General features: G+C 58.2%; 22 protein-coding genes. 10 read left to right on the top strand and 12 right to left on the bottom strand.

The annotated features are described in order from the left end of the window. Window positions 1-582: a Der GTPase-activating protein YihI gene (yihI, locus tag AAHA41_RS15445; RefSeq protein WP_124242120.1), complete on the bottom strand. Its 582-nt coding sequence runs from the start codon at window positions 580-582 to the stop codon at window positions 1-3. A gap of 840 nt (window positions 583-1,422) precedes the next feature. Further along, complete coding sequence (locus tag AAHA41_RS15440) at window positions 1,423-2,040, bottom strand: c-type cytochrome (protein WP_033114784.1); 618 nt, start codon at window positions 2,038-2,040, stop codon at window positions 1,423-1,425. A gap of 142 nt (window positions 2,041-2,182) precedes the next feature. Between AAHA41_RS15440 and yihA the strand changes: the two genes are divergently transcribed. After that, the gene (gene yihA / locus AAHA41_RS15435; RefSeq protein WP_124242121.1) at window positions 2,183-2,839 is read left to right on the top strand and encodes a ribosome biogenesis GTP-binding protein YihA/YsxC; all 657 of its coding nucleotides are present in this window, start codon (window positions 2,183-2,185) and stop codon (window positions 2,837-2,839) included. Between the two features lie 776 nt (window positions 2,840-3,615). Here the strand turns inward: yihA and AAHA41_RS15430 are convergent. From AAHA41_RS15430 to AAHA41_RS15390, 9 genes are all read right to left on the bottom strand, one after another. Next, window positions 3,616-3,876 carry a DUF1488 domain-containing protein gene (locus AAHA41_RS15430; RefSeq protein ID WP_041209509.1) on the bottom strand — a complete coding sequence of 87 codons (261 nt, stop codon included), beginning with the start codon at window positions 3,874-3,876 and terminating at the stop codon, window positions 3,616-3,618. Beyond that, complete coding sequence (aroE, locus tag AAHA41_RS15425; RefSeq protein WP_201930929.1) at window positions 3,873-4,694, bottom strand: shikimate dehydrogenase; 822 nt, start codon at window positions 4,692-4,694, stop codon at window positions 3,873-3,875. The genes AAHA41_RS15430 and aroE overlap by 4 nt, the downstream gene beginning before the upstream one ends. 103 nt (window positions 4,695-4,797) lie before the next feature. After that, window positions 4,798-5,706, bottom strand: a complete 909-nt coding sequence (gene hemF / locus AAHA41_RS15420; RefSeq protein WP_323069970.1) for an oxygen-dependent coproporphyrinogen oxidase — start codon at window positions 5,704-5,706, stop codon at window positions 4,798-4,800. A gap of 102 nt (window positions 5,707-5,808) precedes the next feature. Then, window positions 5,809-6,369, bottom strand: a complete 561-nt coding sequence (locus tag AAHA41_RS15415; RefSeq protein ID WP_071913756.1) for a Sua5/YciO/YrdC/YwlC family protein — start codon at window positions 6,367-6,369, stop codon at window positions 5,809-5,811. A gap of 121 nt (window positions 6,370-6,490) precedes the next feature. Continuing rightward, a complete protein-coding gene (gene purE, locus AAHA41_RS15410) occupies window positions 6,491-6,994 on the bottom strand; it encodes a 5-(carboxyamino)imidazole ribonucleotide mutase (RefSeq protein WP_033114778.1) in 504 nt (167 codons plus the stop codon). A gap of 74 nt (window positions 6,995-7,068) precedes the next feature. Further along, the gene (locus AAHA41_RS15405; RefSeq protein ID WP_104016281.1) at window positions 7,069-7,626 is read right to left on the bottom strand and encodes a type I DNA topoisomerase; all 558 of its coding nucleotides are present in this window, start codon (window positions 7,624-7,626) and stop codon (window positions 7,069-7,071) included. A gap of 55 nt (window positions 7,627-7,681) precedes the next feature. Next, window positions 7,682-8,155 carry a DUF494 family protein gene (locus AAHA41_RS15400; protein ID WP_041209503.1) on the bottom strand — a complete coding sequence of 158 codons (474 nt, stop codon included), beginning with the start codon at window positions 8,153-8,155 and terminating at the stop codon, window positions 7,682-7,684. Further along, a complete protein-coding gene (gene dprA / locus AAHA41_RS15395; protein ID WP_323069972.1) occupies window positions 8,148-9,263 on the bottom strand; it encodes a DNA-processing protein DprA in 1,116 nt (371 codons plus the stop codon). Before dprA ends, AAHA41_RS15400 begins: the two co-directional genes overlap by 8 nt. Before the next feature lie 2 nt (window positions 9,264-9,265). Then, window positions 9,266-10,357 carry a LysM peptidoglycan-binding domain-containing protein gene (locus AAHA41_RS15390; RefSeq protein ID WP_323069973.1) on the bottom strand — a complete coding sequence of 364 codons (1,092 nt, stop codon included), beginning with the start codon at window positions 10,355-10,357 and terminating at the stop codon, window positions 9,266-9,268. A 108-nt stretch (window positions 10,358-10,465) separates the two neighbouring features. Between AAHA41_RS15390 and def the strand changes: the two genes are divergently transcribed. The 5 genes from def to AAHA41_RS15365 all read left to right on the top strand — a co-directional run bounded on the left by def (window position 10,466) and on the right by AAHA41_RS15365 (window position 16,283). After that, window positions 10,466-10,978 (top strand): peptide deformylase, encoded by a 513-nt coding sequence (gene def, locus AAHA41_RS15385; RefSeq protein ID WP_041209500.1) that lies wholly within the window; start codon window positions 10,466-10,468, stop codon window positions 10,976-10,978. A gap of 12 nt (window positions 10,979-10,990) precedes the next feature. Beyond that, the gene (gene fmt, locus AAHA41_RS15380) at window positions 10,991-11,935 is read left to right on the top strand and encodes a methionyl-tRNA formyltransferase (RefSeq protein ID WP_323069974.1); all 945 of its coding nucleotides are present in this window, start codon (window positions 10,991-10,993) and stop codon (window positions 11,933-11,935) included. Window positions 11,936-11,995: 60 nt separating this feature from the next. Next, window positions 11,996-13,288, top strand: coding sequence for a 16S rRNA (cytosine(967)-C(5))-methyltransferase RsmB (gene rsmB / locus AAHA41_RS15375; protein WP_041209498.1), 1,293 nt, complete (start codon window positions 11,996-11,998; stop codon window positions 13,286-13,288). 79 nt (window positions 13,289-13,367) lie between these two features. After that, entirely contained in the window at window positions 13,368-14,744 is a 1,377-nt protein-coding gene (gene trkA / locus AAHA41_RS15370; RefSeq protein ID WP_033114770.1) for a Trk system potassium transporter TrkA, read from the top strand. 96 nt (window positions 14,745-14,840) lie between these two features. Next, window positions 14,841-16,283, top strand: a complete 1,443-nt coding sequence (locus tag AAHA41_RS15365) for a TrkH family potassium uptake protein (RefSeq protein ID WP_323069975.1) — start codon at window positions 14,841-14,843, stop codon at window positions 16,281-16,283. A gap of 476 nt (window positions 16,284-16,759) precedes the next feature. On the opposite strand, the gene typA is transcribed toward AAHA41_RS15365, so the two are convergent. After that, window positions 16,760-18,571, bottom strand: coding sequence for a translational GTPase TypA (gene typA / locus AAHA41_RS15360; protein WP_041209495.1), 1,812 nt, complete (start codon window positions 18,569-18,571; stop codon window positions 16,760-16,762). Between the two features lie 351 nt (window positions 18,572-18,922). Here typA and glnA point away from each other — a divergent pair, with 351 nt between their 5' ends. From glnA to glnG, 4 genes are all read left to right on the top strand, one after another. Beyond that, entirely contained in the window at window positions 18,923-20,332 is a 1,410-nt protein-coding gene (gene glnA, locus AAHA41_RS15355) for a glutamate--ammonia ligase (RefSeq protein WP_041209494.1), read from the top strand. A gap of 114 nt (window positions 20,333-20,446) precedes the next feature. Next, the gene (locus AAHA41_RS15350) at window positions 20,447-21,028 is read left to right on the top strand and encodes a DUF4124 domain-containing protein (protein ID WP_209297581.1); all 582 of its coding nucleotides are present in this window, start codon (window positions 20,447-20,449) and stop codon (window positions 21,026-21,028) included. An 80-nt stretch (window positions 21,029-21,108) separates the two neighbouring features. Beyond that, window positions 21,109-22,164 (top strand): nitrogen regulation protein NR(II), encoded by a 1,056-nt coding sequence (gene glnL, locus AAHA41_RS15345; protein ID WP_323069977.1) that lies wholly within the window; start codon window positions 21,109-21,111, stop codon window positions 22,162-22,164. 9 nt (window positions 22,165-22,173) lie between these two features. Then, window positions 22,174-23,592 carry a nitrogen regulation protein NR(I) gene (gene glnG, locus AAHA41_RS15340; RefSeq protein ID WP_041209491.1) on the top strand — a complete coding sequence of 473 codons (1,419 nt, stop codon included), beginning with the start codon at window positions 22,174-22,176 and terminating at the stop codon, window positions 23,590-23,592. Window positions 23,593-23,707 lie beyond the last annotated feature (115 nt).

The following is a 23,707-nucleotide window of genomic DNA, read 5'->3' as shown; positions in this document are numbered from 1 at the left end:
TCACTTTTTCTTCGGCTCAGGCTTGGTCTCGGGCTGATAATCGACCTGGGTAAAGCGATCCCACAACTCATCTTCAGAAGCTGGCTGGAACGACTCTTCATAGTCGCTCTCCTCGAAGGCTTCGTCTGTCTCTTCGTCATCGTCGTTGTCGATGATGCCAAGCTCATCCATCAGCTCCTGATAGCGGTCAACCCGCTGGTCAACCCAGGCCTGCTCAGCCGCTTCCAGGGTTTCACCGGCATCGAGACGATCCAGCAAATCATTGAGACGGTCATCGTTCTCGATGGATGCCAGTTCCTGCTCCGGAGTCATCACCAGCTTCTTCTCTTTTACCGCCTTGGATACGGTGGACTTGGAGCCCTTCTCTTCAACAATCAGAGCGACCGGCTTGCGTGAACCGATACGCGGATCCTTGGCCTGTTTGCCGGCTGACTTGCCTTTCTGCTGCTCGACTTGCTGGCGAGAGCCCGCTTTCAAGCCCTTGCGCTTGGCCGCACGTTTCCGCTCACGACCTTCCTGAGCACTGGCTTCTGATTCTTTGCGCTTGCCAGCAGGCTTGCGATTGGGTTGTTTGGCTGACATGAATGGATAACTCCGAAAAATAACTGGATTGAGCCCGACTCCGGGATGATCTCACCCGGCGGGATGCAATTCTGGGGAACAGTGAAACCGGAACATCAGCAGGATCCCGCATCAATCCGGCCCATCAGGGCCACTGAACACCGCAGGATCGGTATCCTCTGGGCATATTGCTGGTATTTTGACACAGAAAGGCTGATCGGGTTAATGACCCAATAAGAAAAAAGGCAGCCGAAGCTGCCTTGATATGTCTGTGTGAGGATCATCCTGGATGGCAAAACAGCCTGTTTGTCCCATCCATGACGACTTGTTGTCACATCATATCTTTATATGGTCATCCTGACCTTCTTGTGGTCGTTCCTGAATGTGCGTGTGCCTGTTTGACCCGTTCCGACCGCATCCTGCCATCGTGCCGGGGAGCCTGCATCCCGCAACTCCATCTCGCTCCGGAGATAGTCACCATCCTGATCTTTCAATCCCTTGCCAGTTCTTGCGAACCCATGGCATCCCGCCATGCCAAACATCCTGTGCTCACAGCATCCCACTGTGAAACCGCTATCCATTCCGTGGATAAATCCATTGAACTTAATGTATCAGCTCTATAAAGGCGCTCAATCTACCTGAATAGATCCCAATGCCTCAGAAAACCGCAACAAAGCAATAAGCCATTGAAAAATATCTTTTATTTTAAATTTTATACAAATCTATGAGCCTTGGCCTGCCGCGGGAATGGAAGATCTCTTACATAACGAGAGGATTAAACCGAGAATGATCTGGAAACCATAAAAACAACGAGGAGCCCAAGCTCCCCGTTTATCATCAATTGCAGGTAACGCAATCAGCTTAGTGCAATCCGGCAACATACTTGGACAACACATCGATATCCTGATCAGTCAGCTTCTTGGCAACGTCGCGCATCATGCCATTCGGGTCGTTGTCCCGAGTACCGGCACGGAAACCGGTCAGCTGCGCTTTGATGTAGGCAGGGTGCTGCCCGGAGAGACTGGGATATTTGGCCTGCTCAACACCGGAACCTCGCGGCCCGTGGCAAGCAGTACAGGCTGGCAGGCCGCGACTCATGTCGCCACCCATATAAAGCGCCTTGCCTGCAGCAACAACGTCATCAGGAACGGCCACCGGAGTCACTTTTTGGCTGGAGAAGTAAGCCGCCAGGTCATCCATGTCCTGATCCGACAAAGGCAGAGCCATAGGCCCCATAACGGGCGCAACCCGACCAATTTGGCCAGAAGCGGCAGCCTTCAGTTCAACCAACTGCTTTTTGATATATGATGCGTGCTGACCAGCAATTTTGGGGTACATATCAATCAGGCTGTTTCCGTCCGGTCCATGACAAGCCGCACAAACTGCAGCCTTGGCCTGTCCCGCAGCGGCATCGCCTTTGGCTTGTGCCATCCCCGTTACGCCAACCATCAGAGCAAGAGTAATGACTAGGTTCTTCATGGCGTTCCAACTTTTAGTTATTAGGCTTCCAGATCCCATGCCGCTGAAGGCATGTTAAAATAAACGCGTTTAAGCGACGCCATTTTACACCTTTTTACAAAAAAGTAACTCTATAACCCTCTATCTCCATGGGGAATTTACGTTGGATACACAAACTCTCAATTTCAATAAGGTGCATTTTGTGACCAGCGCACCCGACATCCGCCACCTACCAAATGATGGGGGTGTCGAGATCGCGTTTGCTGGCCGTTCCAACGCCGGTAAGTCATCTGCATTGAACACGTTAACCAAACACAAGAACCTGGCCCGAACCAGTAAAACCCCCGGCCGTACCCAGCTGATCAACCTGTTTGAGCTGGAACCGGGCAAACGTCTGGTCGACCTGCCGGGTTATGGTTATGCCCAGGTTCCACTGGAAATGAAGCTCAAGTGGCAAAAGTCACTGGCAGAATATCTGCAGCGTCGCGAGTCATTGAAAGGGCTGGTAATCCTGATGGATATCCGTCATCCGCTCAAAGATACCGACATGAACATGCTGGAGTGGAGCGCTCATCGCGAACTGCCGGTCATGCTGCTGCTGACCAAGGCTGACAAACTGAGCCCCGGCCCGCGCAACAACCAGGTAATCAAGGTGCGCCAGGCCGTCGCCAGTCTGGGTTCCCAGATCCAGGTTGAAGCCTTCTCTTCCCTCAGCAATATCGGGGTAGAAAAACTGGCCCAGACCCTGACCAACTGGTATATCGCCGGAGCCGATGACTCTCACATCGAAACGGATGAGCAAGAACCCGCCGGGGAGTGATCCACTCCTCGCTAGTCTCGCAATTGGCGGAGTCCCCCTCCGCTGATTGAAAGACTTTCAGATCCCTACAGTCCTCACAATCCAGCCAACACATCAGATATCACTCTTGGCAAGAGCGAGTTAGTGGTTGAAATTCATATAGATAGACAATTAATTCTCGAAAATAATTAACTTTTCATGTTTTTGATATCGTTTTCATATCTGCCTCCACATCAGGGATGAAAATCACCAAAAGCGACAAAAAATGAAATTTAATTACATCGCGAGCAGAGAAGGGATAAAAATGAGGCCGGACGACAGTTCTGCCATCCAGCCTTAAACAATAAGTTCAAAAATTGGGAAGAAGCTGAATCTCGAGCACCAAACGACCGGTGTACCTCAAGAATCGACCCCATTTTAGCAAACGCATCGACAAATTAAAGCTTTTACTCTAAATTCTGCGCATAAAAAAACACCCCGACGAGAAACTCATCGGGGCCGCTATTCAGCCACATTCAATTACGTGAAATAAAAGGTCTGAAAGATAGAACATCTTACCTCTGTACCCTACGCAGACAACTGTACAGCAAAGCAGCAAAAAGTGAAAGTAATTTATGTAATTTAGTTTCACGAGTTTTTGCTTTATAAAAAATTCTTTTATTTCAAATAGATAAAAAAAATCCCCAGTACGAATACCGGGGAGTTATAAAGGTGACTAGCTAGCACTTCCTCAACTATCAAGTTAGTCAGCAGAAAATCGATGAAGTTCCGCTGCAAAGGAAAAAAACTTTGAAAATCTACAGATAGATGGCGCCATCTTCAGCAAATGATTGTTCTTCAATGAGTTTTTCCGCAAAATCCTCAATATCAAAACGCACGCTTTCGAACGCTCGCAGGATGTCATCCTCTCGGCTCAGAGCCAGACCAGTCATCTTCTCCAGCCTACGCAGGCTGATATAACAGTTGATCAGTGCCCCCATCTGCTGGGCAGGAAAATGCACCCGCATCTCCTGGGCCTGCCACTCCATCAGATCAGGAAACAGAATACCCTGGTTCATATCACCCCCAAGTTACGCTTCAACTCTCTCAATACCTGTTTAGTCCCGGGACGGATTCCACGCCACACGGTAAACGCCTCGGCAGCCTGTTCGACCAGCATGCCGAGCCCATCCATGGTTTGACGGGCGCCATGTTGCTTGGCCCAACCAATGAAGGGGGTATCCGTTGCACCATACATCATGTCGTAGATAGCAATATCGGCGTGGATCAGACCGGGAGCCAGCGGCGGCAGCTCACCCTGCAGACTGGCCGATGTGGAGTTGATAGCAAGATCGAAATGACCGGCCAGCTGTTCATACGTCAGGGCGCTGACACTACCCAGGTCGCGGAATTCGGCAGCCAGTTGTTCTGCCCGGGCGTGGGTACGATTGACGATCACCACCTCGGCCGGATGTTCAGCCAACAGTGGAGCCAGAGCACCTCGAGCGGCGCCTCCTGCCCCCAGCAGCAGGATCCGGCTGCCGGTCAACGTCACGCCATGAGCCTTGAGATCCGCCACCAGCCCGGCACCATCGGTGTTATCGCCAAGCAGCACACCGTCATCGGTCAGTTTGATGGTATTGACTGCCCCCGCCCGTTTTGCCCTTGGGCTCAGCCGGTCAACCAGCGCAAATGCCTGCTCCTTGAACGGCACAGTGACGTTGCAACCCTTGCCGCCCCGAGCAAAGAAGTCCCGCAGAGTGTTGGCAAATTCATCCACCGCAGGTTCGGCCAACCCGTACTCCAGCTCTTGCTGGGTCTGTCTGGCAAACAGGGTGTGAATGAAAGGGGATTTACTGTGGCGCACCGGGTGGCCAAAAACCAGATAACGATCCATCAAACAGTTCCTTTATAGGGCAATCTCCCGATTTAACGGTTTTTCCCCTGCGGGAACAAGTCGAATATCGGCTAACAAAAAGGGGCCGTTATGGCCCCTTCGTTCACAACCACTCGCGTGGCTTGAGGTAATCAGTGTAGAGCAAGGCTTCCGGACTGCCTGCGGCCGGTTGCCAGTCATACTCCCAACGAGCCAGAGGCGGCATCGACATCAGGATCGACTCGGTACGGCCACCGCTTTGCAACCCGAACAGGGTGCCCCGATCGAACACCAGATTGAACTCCACATAACGTCCGCGACGATAGAGCTGGAACTCACGCTCCCGCTCGCCATAGGCAAGATCTTTGCGTCGTTCGATAATCGGCAGATAGGCCGCAAGGTAACCGTTACCCACTGCCTGCATAAAGGCGAAGCAGTCGGCAAAGGGCCAGCGATTCAGGTCGTCGAAGAAGAGGCCACCGACGCCGCGTGTCTCGTCCCGATGTTTGAGGAAGAAGTAGCGATCGCACCAGGATTTGAATTCCGGATAGATATCTGCGCCAAACGGCTGACAGAGGTCATGAGAAACCTGATGCCAGTGGCGAACATCCTCTTCGAACGGATAGAAAGGAGTCAGGTCAAAACCACCGCCAAACCACCAGATGGGCTCTTCGCCCTCTTTCTCGGCAATGAAGAAACGGACGTTGGCGTGGCTGGTCGGCACATAGGGGTTGTGTGGATGGATCACCAGAGAGACCCCCATCGCCTCGAACTTGCGACCGGCCAGTTCGGGTCGATGAGCGGTGGCAGAAGCCGGCATGGCATCCCCATACACATGGGAGAAGTTGACCCCTCCCTGCTCGATCACTGCACCATGGCGCAGCACGCGGGTACGCCCACCACCACCGCCTTCACGACTCCAGGCATCTTCCACAAAGTGTCCACGGCCATCGGCTTGCTCCAGGCCACGGCAGATCTCGTCCTGCAACTGCAGCAGAAAGGCCTTGACCCGGGCCACATCCGGTTTGCTCATCTTGTCTCCAGCTCAGGCGGGATCTACAGAGTCCCGCTCATTTTTTATAGTGATATTACAGGCAGGCTAGTCCGCCGGCATGGCCGCAAAGCGGTCCGCCATTCAGGAAGGGCGGATAATTGCGCCGCTTCTGGCATCCTTGATCTCGGAGGGGTTGGCTTGTCCACCCACCTCACCCGGCAGGATATAGGCCAGCTTGCTTGCCAGCAGTTCGCCGATATCGGCCACGCGGCGAGCCGGCTCTTCGCCAGTCAGGTTGGCGCTGGTAGAGACCAGCGGCTTGCCAAAGGCCCGACACAACCCTTGTACCTGCGGATGCGCCGTGACCCGCACTGCCAGCGTATCGAACTGACCGGTCAGCCATGAGGGAGTGTCGGGCTTGGCAGGCATGATCCAGGTAAAAGGGCCTGGCCAGCTGGCCTCTACCCGAGCCAGCTGCTCTGCGGTGAGCTGACTCAGGTCGATATAATCGAGCAGTTGCCCCAATTCGGCCGCAATCAGGATCAAGCCCTTCTCCACCGGGCGCTGCTTGATATCGAGCAGACGCTGCACGGCCAGTTCGGAGTCCGGATCACAACCCAGACCGAAGACCGCCTCGGTTGCATAGGCGATCACCCCTTCGCTCTTAAGCGCGGCAACCGCTTGTTCAAATTCGTTTTGCATCAGAAAAAATGCGGCAGTCCAGCTGCCGCCTCATCATTGGGTTGCTATCAACACAATGGCCACCGTTGCAAACCCGGCATCTCGGAGGGGAGCACCGTGCAACAGGCGGCCACCTAGAAACTTACTTCAGCTGCGCCTGCAAGGCAGCATCTTTCGCCATCACCTCTTCGGCGCTCTTCTGGCGTTCGGCACGCACTCTTGCGGCCAGCTCGTCGTCAGCGACAGCCAGCAGCTGGGCTGCCAGATAACCGGCATTCTTGGCTCCCGCCTTGCCGATGGCAACCGTCGCTACCGGTACGCCGCCCGGCATCTGTACGGTTGAGAGCAGCGCATCCAGCCCTTTCAGCGGACCACCATCGATGGGCACCCCGATCACGGGACGCGTGGTGATACCTGCAACTGCCCCTGCCAGATGGGCAGCCAGACCGGCAGCACAGATAAATACCTTGCAGCCACGGGCCTCGGCATCGGTCACATACTGGTGGGTCGCAGCCGGGGTCCGGTGGGCTGAAGTCACTTTGACTTCCACTGTGATATCAAACGACTTGAGCACTTCAAGGGTGGCTTGCATCACGGGGAAATCAGAGTCAGAGCCCATCAGTACGGCAACAAAGGGTTTCTTCATGGTGGGAATTTCCTTACTCCAAGTGGGGGGTTGAAGTTCGCCGAAAACGTTTTAGTTCCGTTATGGCGGCGCGATTATACCCGCTCACTTTGATGGCCGCATTTCTTTTGCGGACAGACCCAGCGCAGTGTTCCCCGCACCTTTTTCTCCACCATGATGCCCCAGCCACACTGCGGGCAAGGCATGGGAACCGGCTTGTCATTCACCACATATTTGCAGTGTGGATAGCCGTCGCAGGAGTAAAACTGCTTGCCGTAGCGGGAGGTGCGGCTCACCAGATGGCCCTTGCCACACTCGGGGCAGAGGATCTGTGTATCGTCGCTCTCCTGCAGGGATTCGATATGCTGGCAGGCCGGATAGTGAGTACAGCCCACAAACAGACCATAACGCCCCTTCTTGATCGCCAGTGGCTGACCGCATTCAGGACAGGCAGAGCCCTCGAGCACCTTCTCGATATCGCGGCCGGATGGCGTCAGAGAACGAATATAGTCACAGGCGGGGTAGGCAGAACAACCGAGAAAGGGGCCATGCTTGCCCTGACGGATCACCAGCTCGGCCCCGCACTGCGGGCACGGCTCGCGCTCGAAGGCATGTTCGTGGGCTGAAAAGAGGTGATGATCGATTTTTGACATGGGCCGCGCCTTGAAATCCAGATGGCCTGAATTCTACCAGCGCGGCACCGGACTGTCAGTGAATGACGCCGTCTGACTCGTCAAACACCAGCTCTTCCATCTGCTGGTAGGCATTTTCACTGCCCGGCACGTTGAATAACACCATCATGACGACCCACTTGAGGTCATCCAGCTCGATGTCCGGCTTATCCAGCTCCAGCAGGCGCTCGATGCAGATCTCGCGAGTCTCGGCGTTAAGTACCTGGGCTTGTTCCAAAAACAGCAGGAAACCGCGGCACTCGGTGCTGAGACGAGCCAGCTCTTGCGGAGCATAGATACGCATGGAGCCTTGCGCACTGGCGGCTACATAGACCTCCCGCTCGCTGTCATGCAGATTGGCCAGCCGCTCCAGCCAGGTCAGCGCCTTGTCGATCTCTTCCTTGTCAAAGCCGGCACGGCTCAGCTCGTCGGTGAGTTCATTCTGCTCGACCATCACATCTGCATCGCTGTGGATGTAGGTCTCGAAAAGGTACATCAATACATCAAACATGATTCACCCTCCTCGCTCTGACGTATCCACCGGCGACCGCCGTGACTGCTCCGGCCAGCTCCAGCTCTACCAACCTGCCTAATACCACTTCGACAGGAAGCTGGGCCCGCTCGGCGACGGTATCCACACTTGTGGTCTCGTAATCTACGTTATCCAACAAATCTGCATAAGGCAATTCGCTATTATGCGATTGCTCAGATGATACGACCGGTTCCGGCAACCGCACTGCCCATTCGGGCAGCTCTTCCACTATATCGGCCGCACTCAACACAAGTTTGGCCCCCTGCTGAATTAATTTATTGCACCCGGTTGCCTGCCCGTTTTGCGGCGCTCCGGGCACCGCAAATACCTCGCGGCCCTGCTCAAGCGCATAGCGCGCCGTAATGAGTGAACCACTCTGCTCGGTAGCCTCAACCACCAGAGTGCCAAGGGATAAGCCACTGATGATACGGTTGCGGCGGGGAAAATGTTCAGCCTGCGGCCCTCTGTCCGGTGCCAGCTCGGAAATCAATACGCCGCCCCGCTCGAGTATCGCCGCAGCCAGCGCTTGATGACGTTTGGGATAGAGCTGACCCAGCCCTGACCCCAACACCGCCAGGGTCATGCCTCCGGCGGTCAGGGCCTGCTGATGGCAGACACCATCGATGCCAAGCGCAAGACCTGAGGTAATTGCCAAGCCACAGCCAACCAGCTCGCTACAAAGACGGGCCGCATTATCCTTGCCGGCATAGGTTGGATGGCGGGTCCCCACCATCGCCAGCTGTGGAAGAGACAAAGCAGAAAGCTCGCCACGGCAGTAGAGTAGCAAGGGGGCGGCGGGGATCTCCCTGAGCAAGGCAGGGTAAGCGGGATGATCCTGCGGGAGTAGTGCATTGCAGGGCTGGGTAGCCCACATCAGGCTCTGCTCGACAACAGGTGATGGCCAGCGCAACTGGCGGATCCGCTCTGGCGACAGCCCCATCTGGTGCAACTGCGTTTCGTCACACTGAAACAGCTGCTGAATATCGCCGCCAACCCGCTCCAGCAGACGGGATGCCGTCACCGGGCCAATCCCGGTGACAGCATCCAGCGAAAGCCAGAGGGCAAGGCGATCGTCAGGATAGTGCACGGTCAGAAGTGAGTTACCTGATAACCAGTACTCACCATGTCCGTGCTCTGCATGATGAGGCCGTAACTCAGCTTGTCATACACCTTGAACAGCATGACCCGGGCAATCGCTTCGGAAGGCAGTGGCGCCTTTTTGTTGCTGCTGTAAAACACCTTGTTGTAGACCGACGAGAGCTCTTTGTACTGGACAGTACCGTTCTTGGTGACCAGCGCTGCACCGGGACGGCGAATATCGAGCACATCGCCCGCCGACAGCAGATCCCGACGCCCCTTGTTGATGAGCACCACGTCGAACTTGCCACCACCTCGCGCCTTGCTTGGCAGGTCGACGACATAACCCGGCTGGATGGCAGGCGCCGCCTTGGGCATGAATACGGCAGGCATACTCTCCTGCTCGGGTAGCGGCATCACCTTGTCGCCCTGCAGCACCTCCCTCTGGTTGTGAGTCAGAGTCACTTCGGTGCGATCACCATCCAGGCGCGCCACCGCTCGAACGATACCGGTGAGCACGGCCTCCTGCCCAAGCAGCTCGCCCGTATCACGATCCTTGTAGATGGCGCCGGGATGGTACACGCCATACACCTGGCCCGGGGTCAAAGCCCCCTGGACATAAAGAGTATCCCCCTCCAGCATACCGATATGTTTCTCATCCGACCCCAGCAGATAGGGCAGTTTTTTTCCTTCCTGAGAGTTGGCTAGGATATGGTCGGTCTGCAAAAACGGGCCAATCTCGCTGATAGGAAGGGTAGGAATCGGATTGGCTTTGCTCTCGTAGCGGTTTTTCGGGCTCAGGCGGATGACCTGCTTGCCCCCTTGCATCGCCTTGCCAAGACGGGGTTCGCCATTGACCCAGCTCAGTTGCAGCACATCACCCGGGTAGATCCAGTGCGGATTGGCAATCTGAGGGTTGATATTCCAGAGACGGGGCCAGAGCCAGGGCTCGGAGAGATATTTGCCGGAGATATCCCACAATGTGTCGCCTTTTTGCACGACATAGCTCTCGGGATAGCCAGCTTTAAGCCTCAACTGGTCGGCCAGCAGAGTCGGGCTCGCGGCAACCAGCAGACAGGCCAGGATGGTTCGCTTCAGATACATAACACTCCCTGTTACTTCTGCGCGCAAAGTGTTGCTGTTTTTTGTCGGCGTAAATGACTAGAATTACGCCAATATTGACTGCATTTATACGAAACTAAAGAAAAAACTATGGCCATTCTAGATGTATTGCGTTTTCCCGATGAGCGCTTGCGCACCGTCGCAGCCCCTGTCGAGACCTTTACACCCGAGTTACAGCAAATTGTAGATGATATGTTCGAAACCATGTACGCAGAGGAAGGCATCGGCCTGGCTGCAACACAGGTGGACATTCATCAGCGCATCATAGTGATCGATGTCTCTGAAAACCGTGAAGACCCTCTGGTATTGATCAATCCGGAAGTCATCTCCCAGTGTGGCAGCACCGGCATCGAAGAGGGTTGCCTCTCCGTGCCCGGCAGTCGTGCTCTGGTGCCGCGCGCCGAACAGATCAAGATCCGCGCGCTGGATCGCCACGGCAAGCCGTTTGAACTGGAAACGGACGATCTGCTCGCCATCTGCATCCAGCACGAGATGGATCACCTGATGGGCAAGCTGTTTGTGGATTACCTGTCCCCGCTCAAGCGCCAACGCATTCGCCAGAAGCTGGAAAAGATGGCCCGTGAAGATCGCAAAGCCCTCTGAGGATCTGCCCCGTTGAATAAGTTGAAACTGATTTTTGCCGGTACTCCCGACTTCGCCGCCCGTCACCTGGCGGCGTTGTTGTCTTCCGACCACGAGGTCGTCGCCGTTTATACCCAGCCGGACAAGCCCGCCGGTCGCGGCCAGAAGCTCACCGCCAGCCCGGTCAAAGAGCTGGCGCTGGCCCATAATCTGCCGGTTTATCAACCGGCTAGCCTGCGCAAGGAAGAGGCGCAAGCCGAGCTGGCAGCCCTTGGCGCCGACCTGATGGTGGTGGTGGCCTATGGCCTGATCCTGCCCAAAGCGGTGCTCGATACCCCGCGTCTGGGCTGCATCAACGTCCATGGCTCCCTGCTGCCGCGCTGGCGCGGTGCTGCACCGATCCAGCGCTCCATCTGGGCGGGCGATGCCGAAACCGGCGTCACCATCATGCAGATGGATGTGGGGCTGGATACCGGCGCCATGATCCGCAAAGTGACCTGCCCCATCGCCGCCGACGAGACCTCCGCCAGCCTCTATGACAAGCTGGCCGAAATGGGCCCGCAGGCGCTGGTCGACACCATCAACGCCATGGCCGCCGGCGATACCACAGCCGAAGTGCAGGACGATGCGCTGGCCAACTACGCCGAGAAGCTCTCCAAGGAAGAGGCCCGCATCGACTGGTCGATGGAGGCCGTCGCCATCGAGCGCTGCATCCGCGCCTTCAATCCCTGGCCCATCAGCTGGTTCGAAGTGGCTGACCAGACCGTCAAGGTATGGCAAGCCGCCGTCATCGACAGCGACCATGGCCAGCCCGCCGGAACCCTGCTCAAGGCCGACAAGCAGGGGATCGATATCGCCACCGGCAAAGGGGTACTGCGCCTGCTGACCCTGCAGCCGCCCGGCAAGAAGGCGATGTCCGTGACGGACCTGCTCAACTCTCGCCGCGACTGGTTTGAACCCGGCACGCAATTGAATTGAACTGGATTGAATTGACACAAGCGGGGCCCAGGCCCCGACTTGCGCATCTAAGGTAACACTATGAAAACACGCGCACAGGCTGCTCTCGTTATTCAACAGGTGCTGGATCAGGGCCAGTCCCTCTCCGCCGTTCTGCCTGCTGCCCAGGAGAAGGTTGCGCCCCGCGATCGCGCCCTCCTGCAAGAACTCTGCTACGGTACCCTGCGCTGGCTGCCCCGCCTCGATGCAGCAGTCGGCGAGATGATGGACAAGCCGCTCAAAAACAAGAGCCGCATCTTCCACTACCTCATCCTGGTCGGCCTCTACCAGCTCATCTACACCCGCATTCCGGCTCACGCGGCGGTGGCCGAGACCGTCAACGCGGTCAAACTGCTCAAGGGCACCTCCCTGCGTGGCCTCATCAACGGTGTGCTGCGCAACTTCCAGCGCAGCGCCGAAGTGATTCTGCTGCGTATCGACCGCGTGCCGAGCGTGCGCCTCGGTCACCCCGAGTGGCTCACCAAGCGCCTGCGTCAGGCTTATCCCGACGAGTGGGAGTTCATCATGGAGGCGAACAACCAGCGCCCCCCCATGTGGATCCGCAACAACAGCCAGCGCCAGAGCCGCGAGCAGATGCTGGCCCGCATGGCCGAAGCCGGCATCAATGCGGTGGCCGGTGAAGAGGGCGAGGATTGCATCCTGCTGGAGCGTCCCTGCGACGTGACCAAGCTGCCCGGCTTCGAGGTCGGCGACTGCTCGGTACAGGATGGCGCAGCACAACAGGCTGCCGCCCTGCTCGATCCACAACCGGGCGAGTGGGTGCTGGATGCCTGCGCCGCCCCCGGCGGCAAGACAGCCCACCTGCTGGAGCGTCAACCCAAGCTGGCCGGCGTGGTCGCCGTCGATGCCGACGAGAACCGCCTCAAGCGGGTGCAGGAGAACCTGGATCGCATCGGCCTGACCGCCAAAGTGATCCACGGCGATGCCGCGGCACCGGAACAGTGGTGGCCGGAGGGCCAGTTCGACCGCATCCTGCTGGATGCCCCCTGCTCCGCCACCGGCGTTATCCGTCGCCACCCCGACATCAAGTGGCTGCGCCGTGATCAGGACATTCGCGAGCTGGCCGAGCTGCAACGCCGCATTCTGAACGCCCTCTGGGGTAAGCTGAAGAGCGGCGGCACCCTGCTCTACGCCACCTGCTCCGTCCTGCCGGAAGAGAACCGCGAACAGATCCGCGCCTTCCTTGCCGCGACCAAAGATGCCAAATTGGTACCGTTGCACGAACAGGACACCCCGGATTGCCCGGGTCGCCAGTTCCTGCCGGGTGAAGCCGAGATGGATGGCTTCTACTACGCCAAGCTGGTCAAGCTGTGACGCTGACATGCTTCTTCCGGGGCAATCGCTATGCTGGCGGCATGCCCCTTTACTGCCTCAACGTGAGTAGACGTTCCCTATGAAAATCATCATTTTGGGAGCCGGCCAGGTCGGCGGCACTCTGGCCGAAAACCTGGCCGGAGAGAACAACGACATCACCATCGTCGATACCGACAGCGAGCGCCTGCGCGAACTGCAGGACAAGTTTGACCTGCGGGTGGTCAACGGCCATGGCGCTCACCCCAAGGTGCTGCGCGAAGCGGGCGCTCAGGATGCCGACATGCTGGTCGCCGTCACCAACAGTGACGAGACCAACATGATCGCCTGTCAGGTCGCCTACTCCCTGTTCAACACCCCGAACAAGGTGGCGCGGATCCGTTCGCCCGCCTATCTGACCGAGCGGGATCGCCTGTTCCTGCCGGAATCGGTGCCGGTGGATCACCTGATCGCGCCGGAGCAGCTGGTGACCGACTATGTACGTCGTTTGATCGAGTATCCGGGCGCCCTGCAAGTGGTTGATTTCGCAGGTGGCCGCGTCGGTCTGGTGGCGGTCAAGGCCTACTACGGCGGCCCGCTGGTGGGCAATGCCCTCTCCACCCTGCGCGAGCACATGCCCAACATCGAGACCCGGGTAGCAGCCATCTTCCGTCAGGGCCGCCCGATCCGCCCGCAAGGCACCACCATCATCGAAGCGGATGACGAGGTGTTCTTCGTCGCCGCCGCGGGCCATATCCGCGCCGTGATGTCGGAGCTGCAGCGCCTCGAGAGCCCCTACCGCCGTATCATGATCGTCGGCGGTGGCAACATCGGCGCCGGTCTCGCCCGTCAGCTGGAGAAGCGTTACAGCGTCAAGCTTATCGAGCGCAACCAGAAGCGGGCGGAGCAGCTCTCCGAACTGCTGGAGAACACCATCGTCTTCTGCGGCGATGCGGCTGATCAGGAGCTGCTGGCCGAGGAGCACATCGACCAGATCGACGTCTTCATCGCCGTCACCAACGAGGATGAGGCCAACATCATGTCGGCGCTGCTTGCCAAGAAGATGGGGGCCAAGAAGACCATGGTGCTGATCCAGCGCGGCGCCTACGTCGACCTGGTGCAGGGCGGTTCCATCGATATCGCCATCTCGCCGCAGCAGGCCACCATCTCGGCGCTGCTGACCCACGTGCGCCGGGCCGATATCGCCAACGTCTACAGTCTGCGCCGCGGTGCTGCCGAGGCAATTGAGGCGATCGCCCACGGTGACGAGAACACCTCCAAGGTGGTCGGCAAGACGGTGGGTGAACTCAAGCTGCCGCCGGGCACCACCATAGGTGCCGTGGTGCGCGGGGATGAGGTGCTTATCGCTCACGATCGCACCAGGATCCAGCAGGATGACCACGTGGTCATGTTCCTGGTGGACAAGAAGTACATCCCGGAAGTGGAACGGCTGTTCCAGCCCAGCCCCTTCTTCCTGTAACGGGCCCATGGCCGCTCACTGTCACGCCAGACCCGGCTCAGCCCCACCAAGGGGATGCTCCGGGTCTTTTTTCAATCACCGACCAGGTTATCGAACATGATCAAGCTGCGTCCCATCATCTTTACTCTCGGGCTGGTGCTCTCCAAGCTGGCGCTCTTCATGTGGCTGCCGACCCTGCTGGCCCTGCTGACCGGCTCCGAGGGGTTCGTCGAGTTCCTCAAATCGGTGCTCATCACCCACGGCGCCGCCCTGCTCTGCCTCCATTACGGGCGCAAGGCAGAGTTTCATCTGGGGGTGCGGGAGATGTTCCTGCTCACCACCTCGGTCTGGGTGGTGGCCTGTATCTTCGGGGCGCTGCCCTTTGTCTTCATCACCCACATCAACTTTACCGATGCCTACTTCGAGACCATGTCGGGGGTGACCACCACCGGCTCTACCGTGCTCTCCGGCCTCGACAACATGGCCCACAGCATCCTGCTGTGGCGCTCCATCCTGCAGTGGCTGGGCGGGGTCGGCTTTATCGTGATGGCGGTAGCTGTGCTGCCCTACCTCAACGTCGGCGGCATGAAGCTGTTCCAGACCGAGAGCTCGGACTGGTCGGATAAAAGTGCGCCACGGGCCAAGACGGTGGCCAACAACATAGTGCTGGTCTATCTGGTGCTCTCCATGCTCTGCATGATGGCCTACTGGGCCAGCGGCATGACGCTGTTCGAGGCGATCAACCACTCGATGACCACCCTCAGTACCGGCGGCTACTCCACCTCCGATCAATCCATGTCCCACTTCTCCAACTCGGCACACTGGATTGGCACCCTGTTCATGTTCCTCGGTGGCCTGCCCTTCCTGCTTTACGTGCAGAGCCTCAACCACCGGGATTACAGCCTGTTCAAGGATGCCCAAGTACGCGGCTTCTTCTGGCTGGTGGTCTGGGTCACCGCCATCATGACCTTCTACCTGTGGGAGCGGAACCTGTTCGACTTCTGGGATGCCCTGCGCATCAGCTGCTTCAACATCGTTTCGGTGCTCACCACCACAGGTTACGGTCTCGGTGACTTCGGTACCTGGGGGCCGCTCGCCAGCATCACCTTCATCGTGCTGCTGGCGCTTGGCGCCTGCTCGGGCTCGACTGCGGGCGGCCTCAAGATCTTCCGGGTACAGGTGGCCTTTGCCCTGTTCAAGAAGCAGATGCGCCAGCTGATGCACCCCTCCGGCGTATTTCCCCAGAAGTACAACGGCCGGACGGTCAACGACGCCATCATCCGCTCGATGATCTCCTTCGTGCTGGCCTACTTCGCCATCATTCTGGTGATCGCGGCGCTGCTGGCCGCCATCGGGCTCGACCCCCTCACCTCCATCTCCAGCTCCATCACCGCGGTTGCCAACGTGGGGCCGGGGATGGGGCCGGTGGTGGGCCCCAGCACCAACTTTGCCAGCCTGCCCGACTCGGCCAAGTGGCTGCTGTCGTTCGGCATGCTGCTGGGACGACTGGAGATCCTGACGGTCGCCGTACTCTTCTTCCCCTCGTTCTGGCGCCAGTAACGCGCAAGTAACGACGCCCTCCACCGATGGATAACAACCGGTGGAGGGCGTCGTTTTTTATGCCCCCGGATCGGGCACCGCCCTGTAACGGCTTGGCATGAGCCACAGAGTGCTTCAGGCAGCCCACTTTGCTCACATAAGGTAAAGCTGGGTCATTAAGACAAAATCCATAAATTAAATTTATAGCGATTGCTTTGGCTCACCCATAAGAGCCCGCCCCTGCCAGCAGGCCCGGTAAGGCCATCTTCCGATCTGCAGAGCCCTGCCTCCAGAACACGCCCTCTGCATCGAGCCATAGCAAGCCAAACGCCCATTGAGAGCCTGCCACGCTCCGCAGCAGCGCTTATCCACAAGGCAAGGTGCAACCGTTCAGCCCAGCCCAACGCAGATAAAAAAAGGCCCAAACCTGAGGTTTGGGCCTTTCTATCAGCGAATCGTCAGCAACCGCGAGGGCTACCGAGACTCAGCACATGGGATTAACCACGGCCAGAGCGCTTGCGATCCAGCTCGGTCAGCAGCTTCTTACGGATGCGGATGCTCTTCGGAGTCACTTCTACCAGTTCATCGTTGTCGATGAACTCGAGAGCCTGTTCCAGAGTCATGCGGATTGGCGGAGTCAGAACCTGAGCTTCGTCGGTACCGGAGGCACGCATGTTGGTCAGCTGCTTGCCTTTCAGGCAGTTAACAGTCAGGTCGTTGGAACGGGAGTGGATACCGATCACCTGGCCTTCGTACACTTCGGTCGCGTGACCGATGAACAGACGACCGCGGTCTTGCAGACCGAACAGGGCGTAAGTCAGTGCCTTACCGGTAGCGTTGGAGATCAGCACGCCGTTCTGACGCTCACCGATGCTGCCACCCTTGTGCGGACCGTAGTGGTCGAAGGTGTGGTACAGCAGACCGGTACCGGAGGTCATGGTCATGAACTCGGTCTGGAAGCCGATCAGGCCACGGCTCGGGATCATGAAGTCCAGGCGGACACGACCCTTGCCATCCGGGGTCATGTTGGTCATTTCGCCCTTACGCAGACCCAGCTGCTCCATCACGGAACCCTGGTGCGCTTCTTCCACGTCCACAGTTACGGTTTCGAACGGTTCTTGCAGTTCGCCGTCAACGGTACGCAGGATTACTTCCGGACGGGATACCGCCAGCTCGTAACCTTCGCGACGCATGTTTTCGATCAGGATGGAGAGGTGCAGTTCACCACGACCGGATACGCGGAACTTGTCCGGATCATCAGTCTCTTCCACGCGCAGGGCCACGTTGTGGACCAGCTCCTGGTTCAGACGCTCCAGAATGTTGCGGGAGGTCACGAACTTGCCCTCTTTACCGGCGAACGGTGAGGTGTTGACCTGGAAGGTCATGTTCACGGTCGGCTCGTCAACGGAGAGCGGCGGCAGGGCTTCAACAGCACCGTTGTCGCAGATGGTGTCGGAGATCTTCAGCTCGCCCAGACCGGTGATGGCGATGATGTCGCCAGCTTGCGCATCGGCGACTTCAGTACGGGACAGGCCCAGATAGCCCAGCACCTGACCGACTTTACCGTTGCGGGTCTTGCCGTCGGCACCAACGATGGTGACCTGCTGGTTGGTCTTGACGCGACCACGGGTGATGCGGCCGATACCGATAACGCCCACGTAGGAGTTGTAGTCCAGCTGGGAGATTTGCATCTGGAACGCGCCTTCGGTGTCAGCTTTCGGGGCTTCCACGTTGTCGACGATAGCCTGGAACAGCGGCTCCATGTTCTCGGACTCGACGTCCTGATCCATGGTGGCCCAACCGTTCAGTGCAGAGGCGTAAACCACTTTGAAGTCCAGCTGTTCGTCAGTCGCGCCCAGGTTGTCGAACAGGTCAAATACCTGATCCATTACCCAGTCAGGACGAGCACCCGGACGGTCAACCTTGTTGATGACCACGATCGGCTTCAGACCCTGAGCGAACGCTTTCTGGGTCACGAAACGGGTTTGCGGCATCGGGCCGTCAACGGCGTCAACCAGCAGCAGCACGGAGTCAACCATGGACAGTACGCGCTCAACTTCACCACCGAAGTCGGCGTGACCCGGGGTATCAACGATGTTGATGCGGTAGTCATTCCAGCGGATCGCAGTGTTCTTGGCGAGAATGGTGATGCCACGTTCCCGTTCCAGATCATTGGAGTCCATGATCCGTTCCTGGCCTTCCGTGGAGCGGTCCAGGGTACCGGACTGCTGCAGCAGTTTGTCCACCAGCGTCGTTTTGCCGTGGTCAACGTGCGCAATAATCGCAATATTGCGTAAATTCTCTAACATTCTCGCCTCAATCACCGGGTAAAATTGGGCGCTAATTGTACTCTTGCCTTTGTGATCTGCCTAGCAGAATTGCAGTACATTCGCGCATGACAACGGATCTGGATCATAGACCTCGTCTGTAAACCCTGCTTATATGGGGTGCGACCGCATCTTGCGCACTATTTCAGTGCACCAAAACGATCCGCGGTCGCACTATTTTGATGCAACACCAGTCGAGATTGCCTGCTTTTGGGGAACCACCGAGACGGGATTGCCCTGAAATCAGGCTGTCACAAACTTGGCACGATACTGGCTTATGTGAATACGACGACGCATTCACCCAGAGAGTTTTAACACCGGAGGTTATTTAGCATGTCAGTCCAGAACGTTTTGGCCCTGATCCAGGAACACGAAGTCAAGTTTGTTGATCTGCGCTTTACCGACACCAAGGGCAAAGAGCAGCACGTATCCATCCCTGCCCATCAGGTTGATGAAGATTTCTTCGAAGACGGCAAGATGTTCGACGGCTCCTCCATCGGTGGCTGGAAAGGCATCAACGAATCCGACATGGTACTGATGCCGGATGCCGCCTCCGCCAAGCTGGATCCCTTCACCGAAGAGACCACTCTGAACATCGTGTGTGACGTGCTGGAGCCTGCCACCATGCAGGGCTACGACCGCGACCCGCGCTCCATCGCCAAGCGCGCCGAAGATTTCCTGAAGTCCAGCGGCATCGCTGACACCGTGCTGTTCGGGCCGGAGCCGGAATTCTTCATGTTCGACAACATCACCTTCTCCAACACCATGGGCCACAGCTTCGTGAAGATCGAATCCGAAGAAGCTGCATGGAACTCCGGTACTGCCTATGAGCATGGCAACAAGGGCCACCGTCCGTTCGTGAAAGGCGGTTACTTCCCGGTTGCGCCGGTTGACTCCTCCCAGGACATCCGTGCCGCCATGTGTCTGGTGCTGGAAGAGATGGGCCAGGTTGTTGAAGCTCACCACCACGAAGTGGCGACTGCCGGTCAGAACGAGATCGCGACCCGCTTCAATACTCTGACCCTGAAAGCGGACGAAGTGCAGGTGCTGAAGTACGTGATCCACAACGTGGCCCACGCCTACAACAAGACTGTGACCTTCATGCCGAAACCCATGTTCGGTGACAACGGCTCCGGTATGCACTGCCACCAGTCTCTGGCCAAGAACGGCGTCAACCTGTTCGCCGGCGACCTGTATGGTGGTCTGTCCGAGATGGCGCTGCACTACATCGGCGGTATCATCAAGCACGCCAAGGCCATCAACGCCTTCGCCAACCCGACCACCAACTCCTACAAGCGTCTGGTTCCGGGTTATGAAGCACCGGTCATGCTGGCCTACTCTGCCCGCAACCGCTCTGCCTCCATCCGTATCCCGGTGGTTCCGAGCCCGAAAGCCCGTCGTATCGAAGTGCGCTTCCCGGATCCGGCAGCCAACCCGTACCTGGCCTTCGCAGCTCAGCTGATGGCCGGTCTGGACGGTATCATCAACAAGATCCATCCGGGCGATGCCATGGACAAGAACCTGTACGACCTGCCGCCGGAAGAGGCTGCAGAAGTACCGACCGTTGCCGGTTCTCTGGACGAAGCACTGGCCGCTCTGGATGCAGACCGCGAGTTCCTGACCCGTGGCGGCGTGTTCAGCGATGACTTCATCAACTCCTACCTGGAACTGAAACAGCAGGATGTTGACCGTGTGCGTATGACCCCACACCCGCTGGAGTTCGAGCTGTACTACTCCGTCTAAGCCGGAAACAGCTGTCCGGTTAATCGGACCAGCTTGCCCAATCGTGACAAAACCCGCCATCTGGCGGGTTTTTTCTCTGATAGGATTAAGCAAGATACCGTCAAGGAGAGATGGATGAACAACAAGTATGGCATCGGGCTTGTCGCCCTCCTGTTGCTGACCTCGTTTGGTACGCATGCAGCCAAGGTCTACTCCTGGGTCGATGGCAATGGCGTCACCCACTACACGGATGCACCACCTCCCGGCAAGAAGGTAAAGGAAGTCGATCTGCGCACGGCCCCCTTCTTAAGCGGAGCCCCCCGTTCGGTACAGGTGGAGAACTTCAACTCCCTGACCGGTGTCGATGCCAGCAAGAAGAAAGAGGCAGCCAAGCTGGTCATCGCCCTGCTTTCACCGGAACAGGGCAGCACCCTGCGCGACAACACCGGCAATATCGTCTTTCAGGGCCAGATCAGCCCCAAACCACCCACCCAGTATGATGTGCGGCTGACCCTGGATGGCAAAGCGGCTCCCCTTGTCAGCAACAGCCTCTCGATCCGGGTCGAAAACGTCGATCGCGGCGCCCACGAGGCCCAGCTCGAACTGCTCGCCAAAGACGGTACGATCCTTGCTAAATCGACTCCAGTCACCTTTTACCTGCATAGAGCAAGCGTGGATCCGGCTCCCAAACCCACCCCCAAAGCCAACCAGGGGTGATATAGCGCACCGATGCGGGTAAACTCAATGCACCATATCGGTGCATTGCAGGTGCGCAGCACCGTTTTAGGGAGAAACCTGTGCCAACCCGCTCGGACAACGCCAAAACACTCTTGGATAATTTGCTGACCGCCGTGATCCTGATGGATCAACGGCTCTGCATCCAGTTCGTCAATCCCGCCGCCGAGCAGCTGCTCTCTCTCAGTGAACGGCGGCTGATCGGCATCGAACTGCCCCATCTGCTGGAACATATCTCCCTCGACCTGCAACGACTGAAACAGTGCCTCGTTTCAGGGCAGGGCTTTACCGATAGCGAAGTGACTCTGGTGGTAGAGGGAGAACCGCGGTTGGTAGAGCTGAGTGCTACTCCCATGGCCGACCACGAGCAGCGCCTGCTGGTCGTGGAGCTGCGCAAGATCGACCAGCAGAAAAAGATCAGTCAGGAGCAGCAGCAGCATGCCCAGCAGCAGGCAGCCAAAGAGCTGGTGCGCGGTCTCGCCCACGAAATCAAGAATCCCCTCGGCGGCCTGCGCGGCGCGGCCCAGTTGCTGCAAAAGGAGCTGCCCGACCCGGCCCTGCGCGAATATACCGGCATCATCATCGAACAGGCCGATCGGCTGCGGGTCCTGGTCGATCGGCTGCTCGGCCCCCAGCGCCCCGGCCGTCACCAGATGCACAATGTCCACTCGGTGCTGGAGCAGGTACGCCGACTGGTGGAGCTGGAGCTGCCACCGACGGTGCGCATCGAGCGGGATTACGATCCCAGCATACCCGAATTCGAGATGGAGCCGGATCAGCTGCAGCAGGCGTTTCTTAACATAGTGCGCAACGCCGCCGAAGCGCTGGGCGATCAAACCGGGCTTATCCGCATCAAGACCCGCACCGCGTTCCAGATCACCATCCACGGTCAGCGTTACCGGTTGGCGGCGGAGATCAAGATCATCGACAACGGCCCCGGTATTCCGGACGCCATCCGCGACACCCTGTTCTATCCCATGATCACCGGCAAAGAGGGCGGCACCGGGCTTGGCCTCTCCATCGCCCAGAACCTGATCGACCAGCACAAGGGGAAAATCGACTGCATCAGCTGGCCGGGCCACACCGAATTCACCATTTTTCTACCGCTTCGCAAGTAAGGGAACACCATGACAGCCAAAGTGTGGATCGTCGACGATGACAGCTCTATCCGCTGGGTGCTGGAGCGCACCCTCGGCAGCGAAGGCTTCAACTGCGAGAGCTTTGCCGATGGTGAAGCCCTGCTGCACGCCCTTGAGCTGCGCTCACCCGATGTGATCCTCTCCGATATCCGGATGCCCGGCATCGACGGCCTGAGCCTGCTGGAGCAGATCCACCGCCGTCAGGCCGATCTGCCCATCATCATCATGACCGCCCACTCGGATCTCGACAGCGCGGTCAACGCCTACCAGCGCGGCGCCTTCGAGTACCTGCCCAAACCGTTCGACATCGACGAAGCAGTGACCCTGGTGCGCCGCGCCGAGAATCACCTCAAAGAGCAGCGCACCAAGCGCAAATCTCGTCAGCAAGAAGCCACCGCCACTCCCGAAATCATCGGTGAAGCGCCGGCGATGCAGGAAGTATTCCGCGCCATCGGCCGCCTGTCGCGTTCCAGCATCTCGGTGCTAATCAACGGCCAGAGCGGCACCGGCAAGGAGCTGGTCGCCCATGCCCTGCACAAGCACAGCCCGCGCGCCCACAAAAACTTTATCGCCCTCAACATGGCGGCTATCCCGAAAGATCTCATCGAATCCGAGCTGTTCGGTCACGAGAAGGGGGCTTTCACCGGCGCCAACAACATCCGCCACGGCCGCTTCGAGCAGGCCGACGGCGGCACCCTGTTTCTCGACGAGATCGGCGATATGCCGCTGGATGTGCAAACCCGGCTGCTGCGGGTCTTGGCCGATGGCCAGTTCTACCGGGTCGGTGGCCACCAGCCGGTGCAGGTGGATGTACGGATCATCGCCGCCACCCACCAGAATCTGGAGAAACGGGTCGCCGATGGCGAGTTTCGCGAGGATCTGTTCCACCGCCTCAACGTCATTCGCATCCATATTCCTGCCCTCAAGGAGCGGCGTGAGGATATTCCCCAGCTGGCCCGTCACTTCCTGTTGCGCGCCGCCAAGGAGCTGAACGTGGAGGCCAAGAGCCTGCACCCTGACACCCAGGCCTATATCAGCCGCCTGCCCTGGCCGGGTAACGTGCGCCAGCTGGAAAACGTCTGCCGCTGGCTCACCGTGATGGCCTCCGGGCAGGAGGTGCTGGTGAGCGATCTTCCCCCCGAGCTGCTTACCCCCATCACCCACAACGCCGAGCCCGGCCAACCGGCATTGCCCGGTTGCTGGCAGCAACAGTTGCAGGAGTGGGTGGCCAGCAAGCTGGCGCTGGGAGAGACCGACATCCTAGCCGATGCCATGCCGCAGTTCGAGCGGATCATGCTGGAGACGGCGCTGGAGCACACCCACGGCCACAAGCAGGAGGCGGCGCGCCTGCTTGGCTGGGGTCGCAACACCCTGACCCGCAAGCTGAAGGAACTCGATCTCTCCTGAGTCCCGGGGAAAAACGATTCCCATCACGCCTTGATAAATCACCGACCAATAAGACCCTGTTTGCCAGCAAACGGGGTATCTTTTTTGAAAGCCCCGCCTAGAATGGCAGGCTTTC

The organism is Aeromonas sp. SER (genome assembly GCF_038739615.1).
GTDB classification, from domain to species: Bacteria; Pseudomonadota; Gammaproteobacteria; order Enterobacterales; family Aeromonadaceae; genus Aeromonas; species Aeromonas jandaei.
Note: the sequence above shows the minus strand (reverse complement) of the source record. Positions and strands in the feature narration are given on the sequence as shown.

Coding starts and splice junctions, on each gene's coding strand:
- yihI (WP_124242120.1), bottom strand. CDS start 582: ATGTCAGCCAAACAACCCAATCGCAAGCCTGCTGGCAAGCGCAAAGAA.
- AAHA41_RS15440 (WP_033114784.1), bottom strand. CDS start 2,040: ATGAAGAACCTAGTCATTACTCTTGCTCTGATGGTTGGCGTAACGGGG.
- AAHA41_RS15430 (WP_041209509.1), bottom strand. CDS start 3,876: ATGAACCAGGGTATTCTGTTTCCTGATCTGATGGAGTGGCAGGCCCAG.
- aroE (WP_201930929.1), bottom strand. CDS start 4,694: ATGGATCGTTATCTGGTTTTTGGCCACCCGGTGCGCCACAGTAAATCC.
- hemF (WP_323069970.1), bottom strand. CDS start 5,706: ATGAGCAAACCGGATGTGGCCCGGGTCAAGGCCTTTCTGCTGCAGTTG.
- AAHA41_RS15415 (WP_071913756.1), bottom strand. CDS start 6,369: ATGCAAAACGAATTTGAACAAGCGGTTGCCGCGCTTAAGAGCGAAGGG.
- purE (WP_033114778.1), bottom strand. CDS start 6,994: ATGAAGAAACCCTTTGTTGCCGTACTGATGGGCTCTGACTCTGATTTC.
- AAHA41_RS15405 (WP_104016281.1), bottom strand. CDS start 7,626: ATGTCAAAAATCGATCATCACCTCTTTTCAGCCCACGAACATGCCTTC.
- AAHA41_RS15400 (WP_041209503.1), bottom strand. CDS start 8,155: ATGTTTGATGTATTGATGTACCTTTTCGAGACCTACATCCACAGCGAT.
- AAHA41_RS15390 (WP_323069973.1), bottom strand. CDS start 10,357: ATGTATCTGAAGCGAACCATCCTGGCCTGTCTGCTGGTTGCCGCGAGC.
- def (WP_041209500.1), top strand. CDS start 10,466: ATGGCCATTCTAGATGTATTGCGTTTTCCCGATGAGCGCTTGCGCACC.
- rsmB (WP_041209498.1), top strand. CDS start 11,996: ATGAAAACACGCGCACAGGCTGCTCTCGTTATTCAACAGGTGCTGGAT.
- trkA (WP_033114770.1), top strand. CDS start 13,368: ATGAAAATCATCATTTTGGGAGCCGGCCAGGTCGGCGGCACTCTGGCC.
- AAHA41_RS15365 (WP_323069975.1), top strand. CDS start 14,841: ATGATCAAGCTGCGTCCCATCATCTTTACTCTCGGGCTGGTGCTCTCC.
- typA (WP_041209495.1), bottom strand. CDS start 18,571: ATGTTAGAGAATTTACGCAATATTGCGATTATTGCGCACGTTGACCAC.
- glnA (WP_041209494.1), top strand. CDS start 18,923: ATGTCAGTCCAGAACGTTTTGGCCCTGATCCAGGAACACGAAGTCAAG.
- AAHA41_RS15350 (WP_209297581.1), top strand. CDS start 20,447: ATGAACAACAAGTATGGCATCGGGCTTGTCGCCCTCCTGTTGCTGACC.
- glnG (WP_041209491.1), top strand. CDS start 22,174: ATGACAGCCAAAGTGTGGATCGTCGACGATGACAGCTCTATCCGCTGG.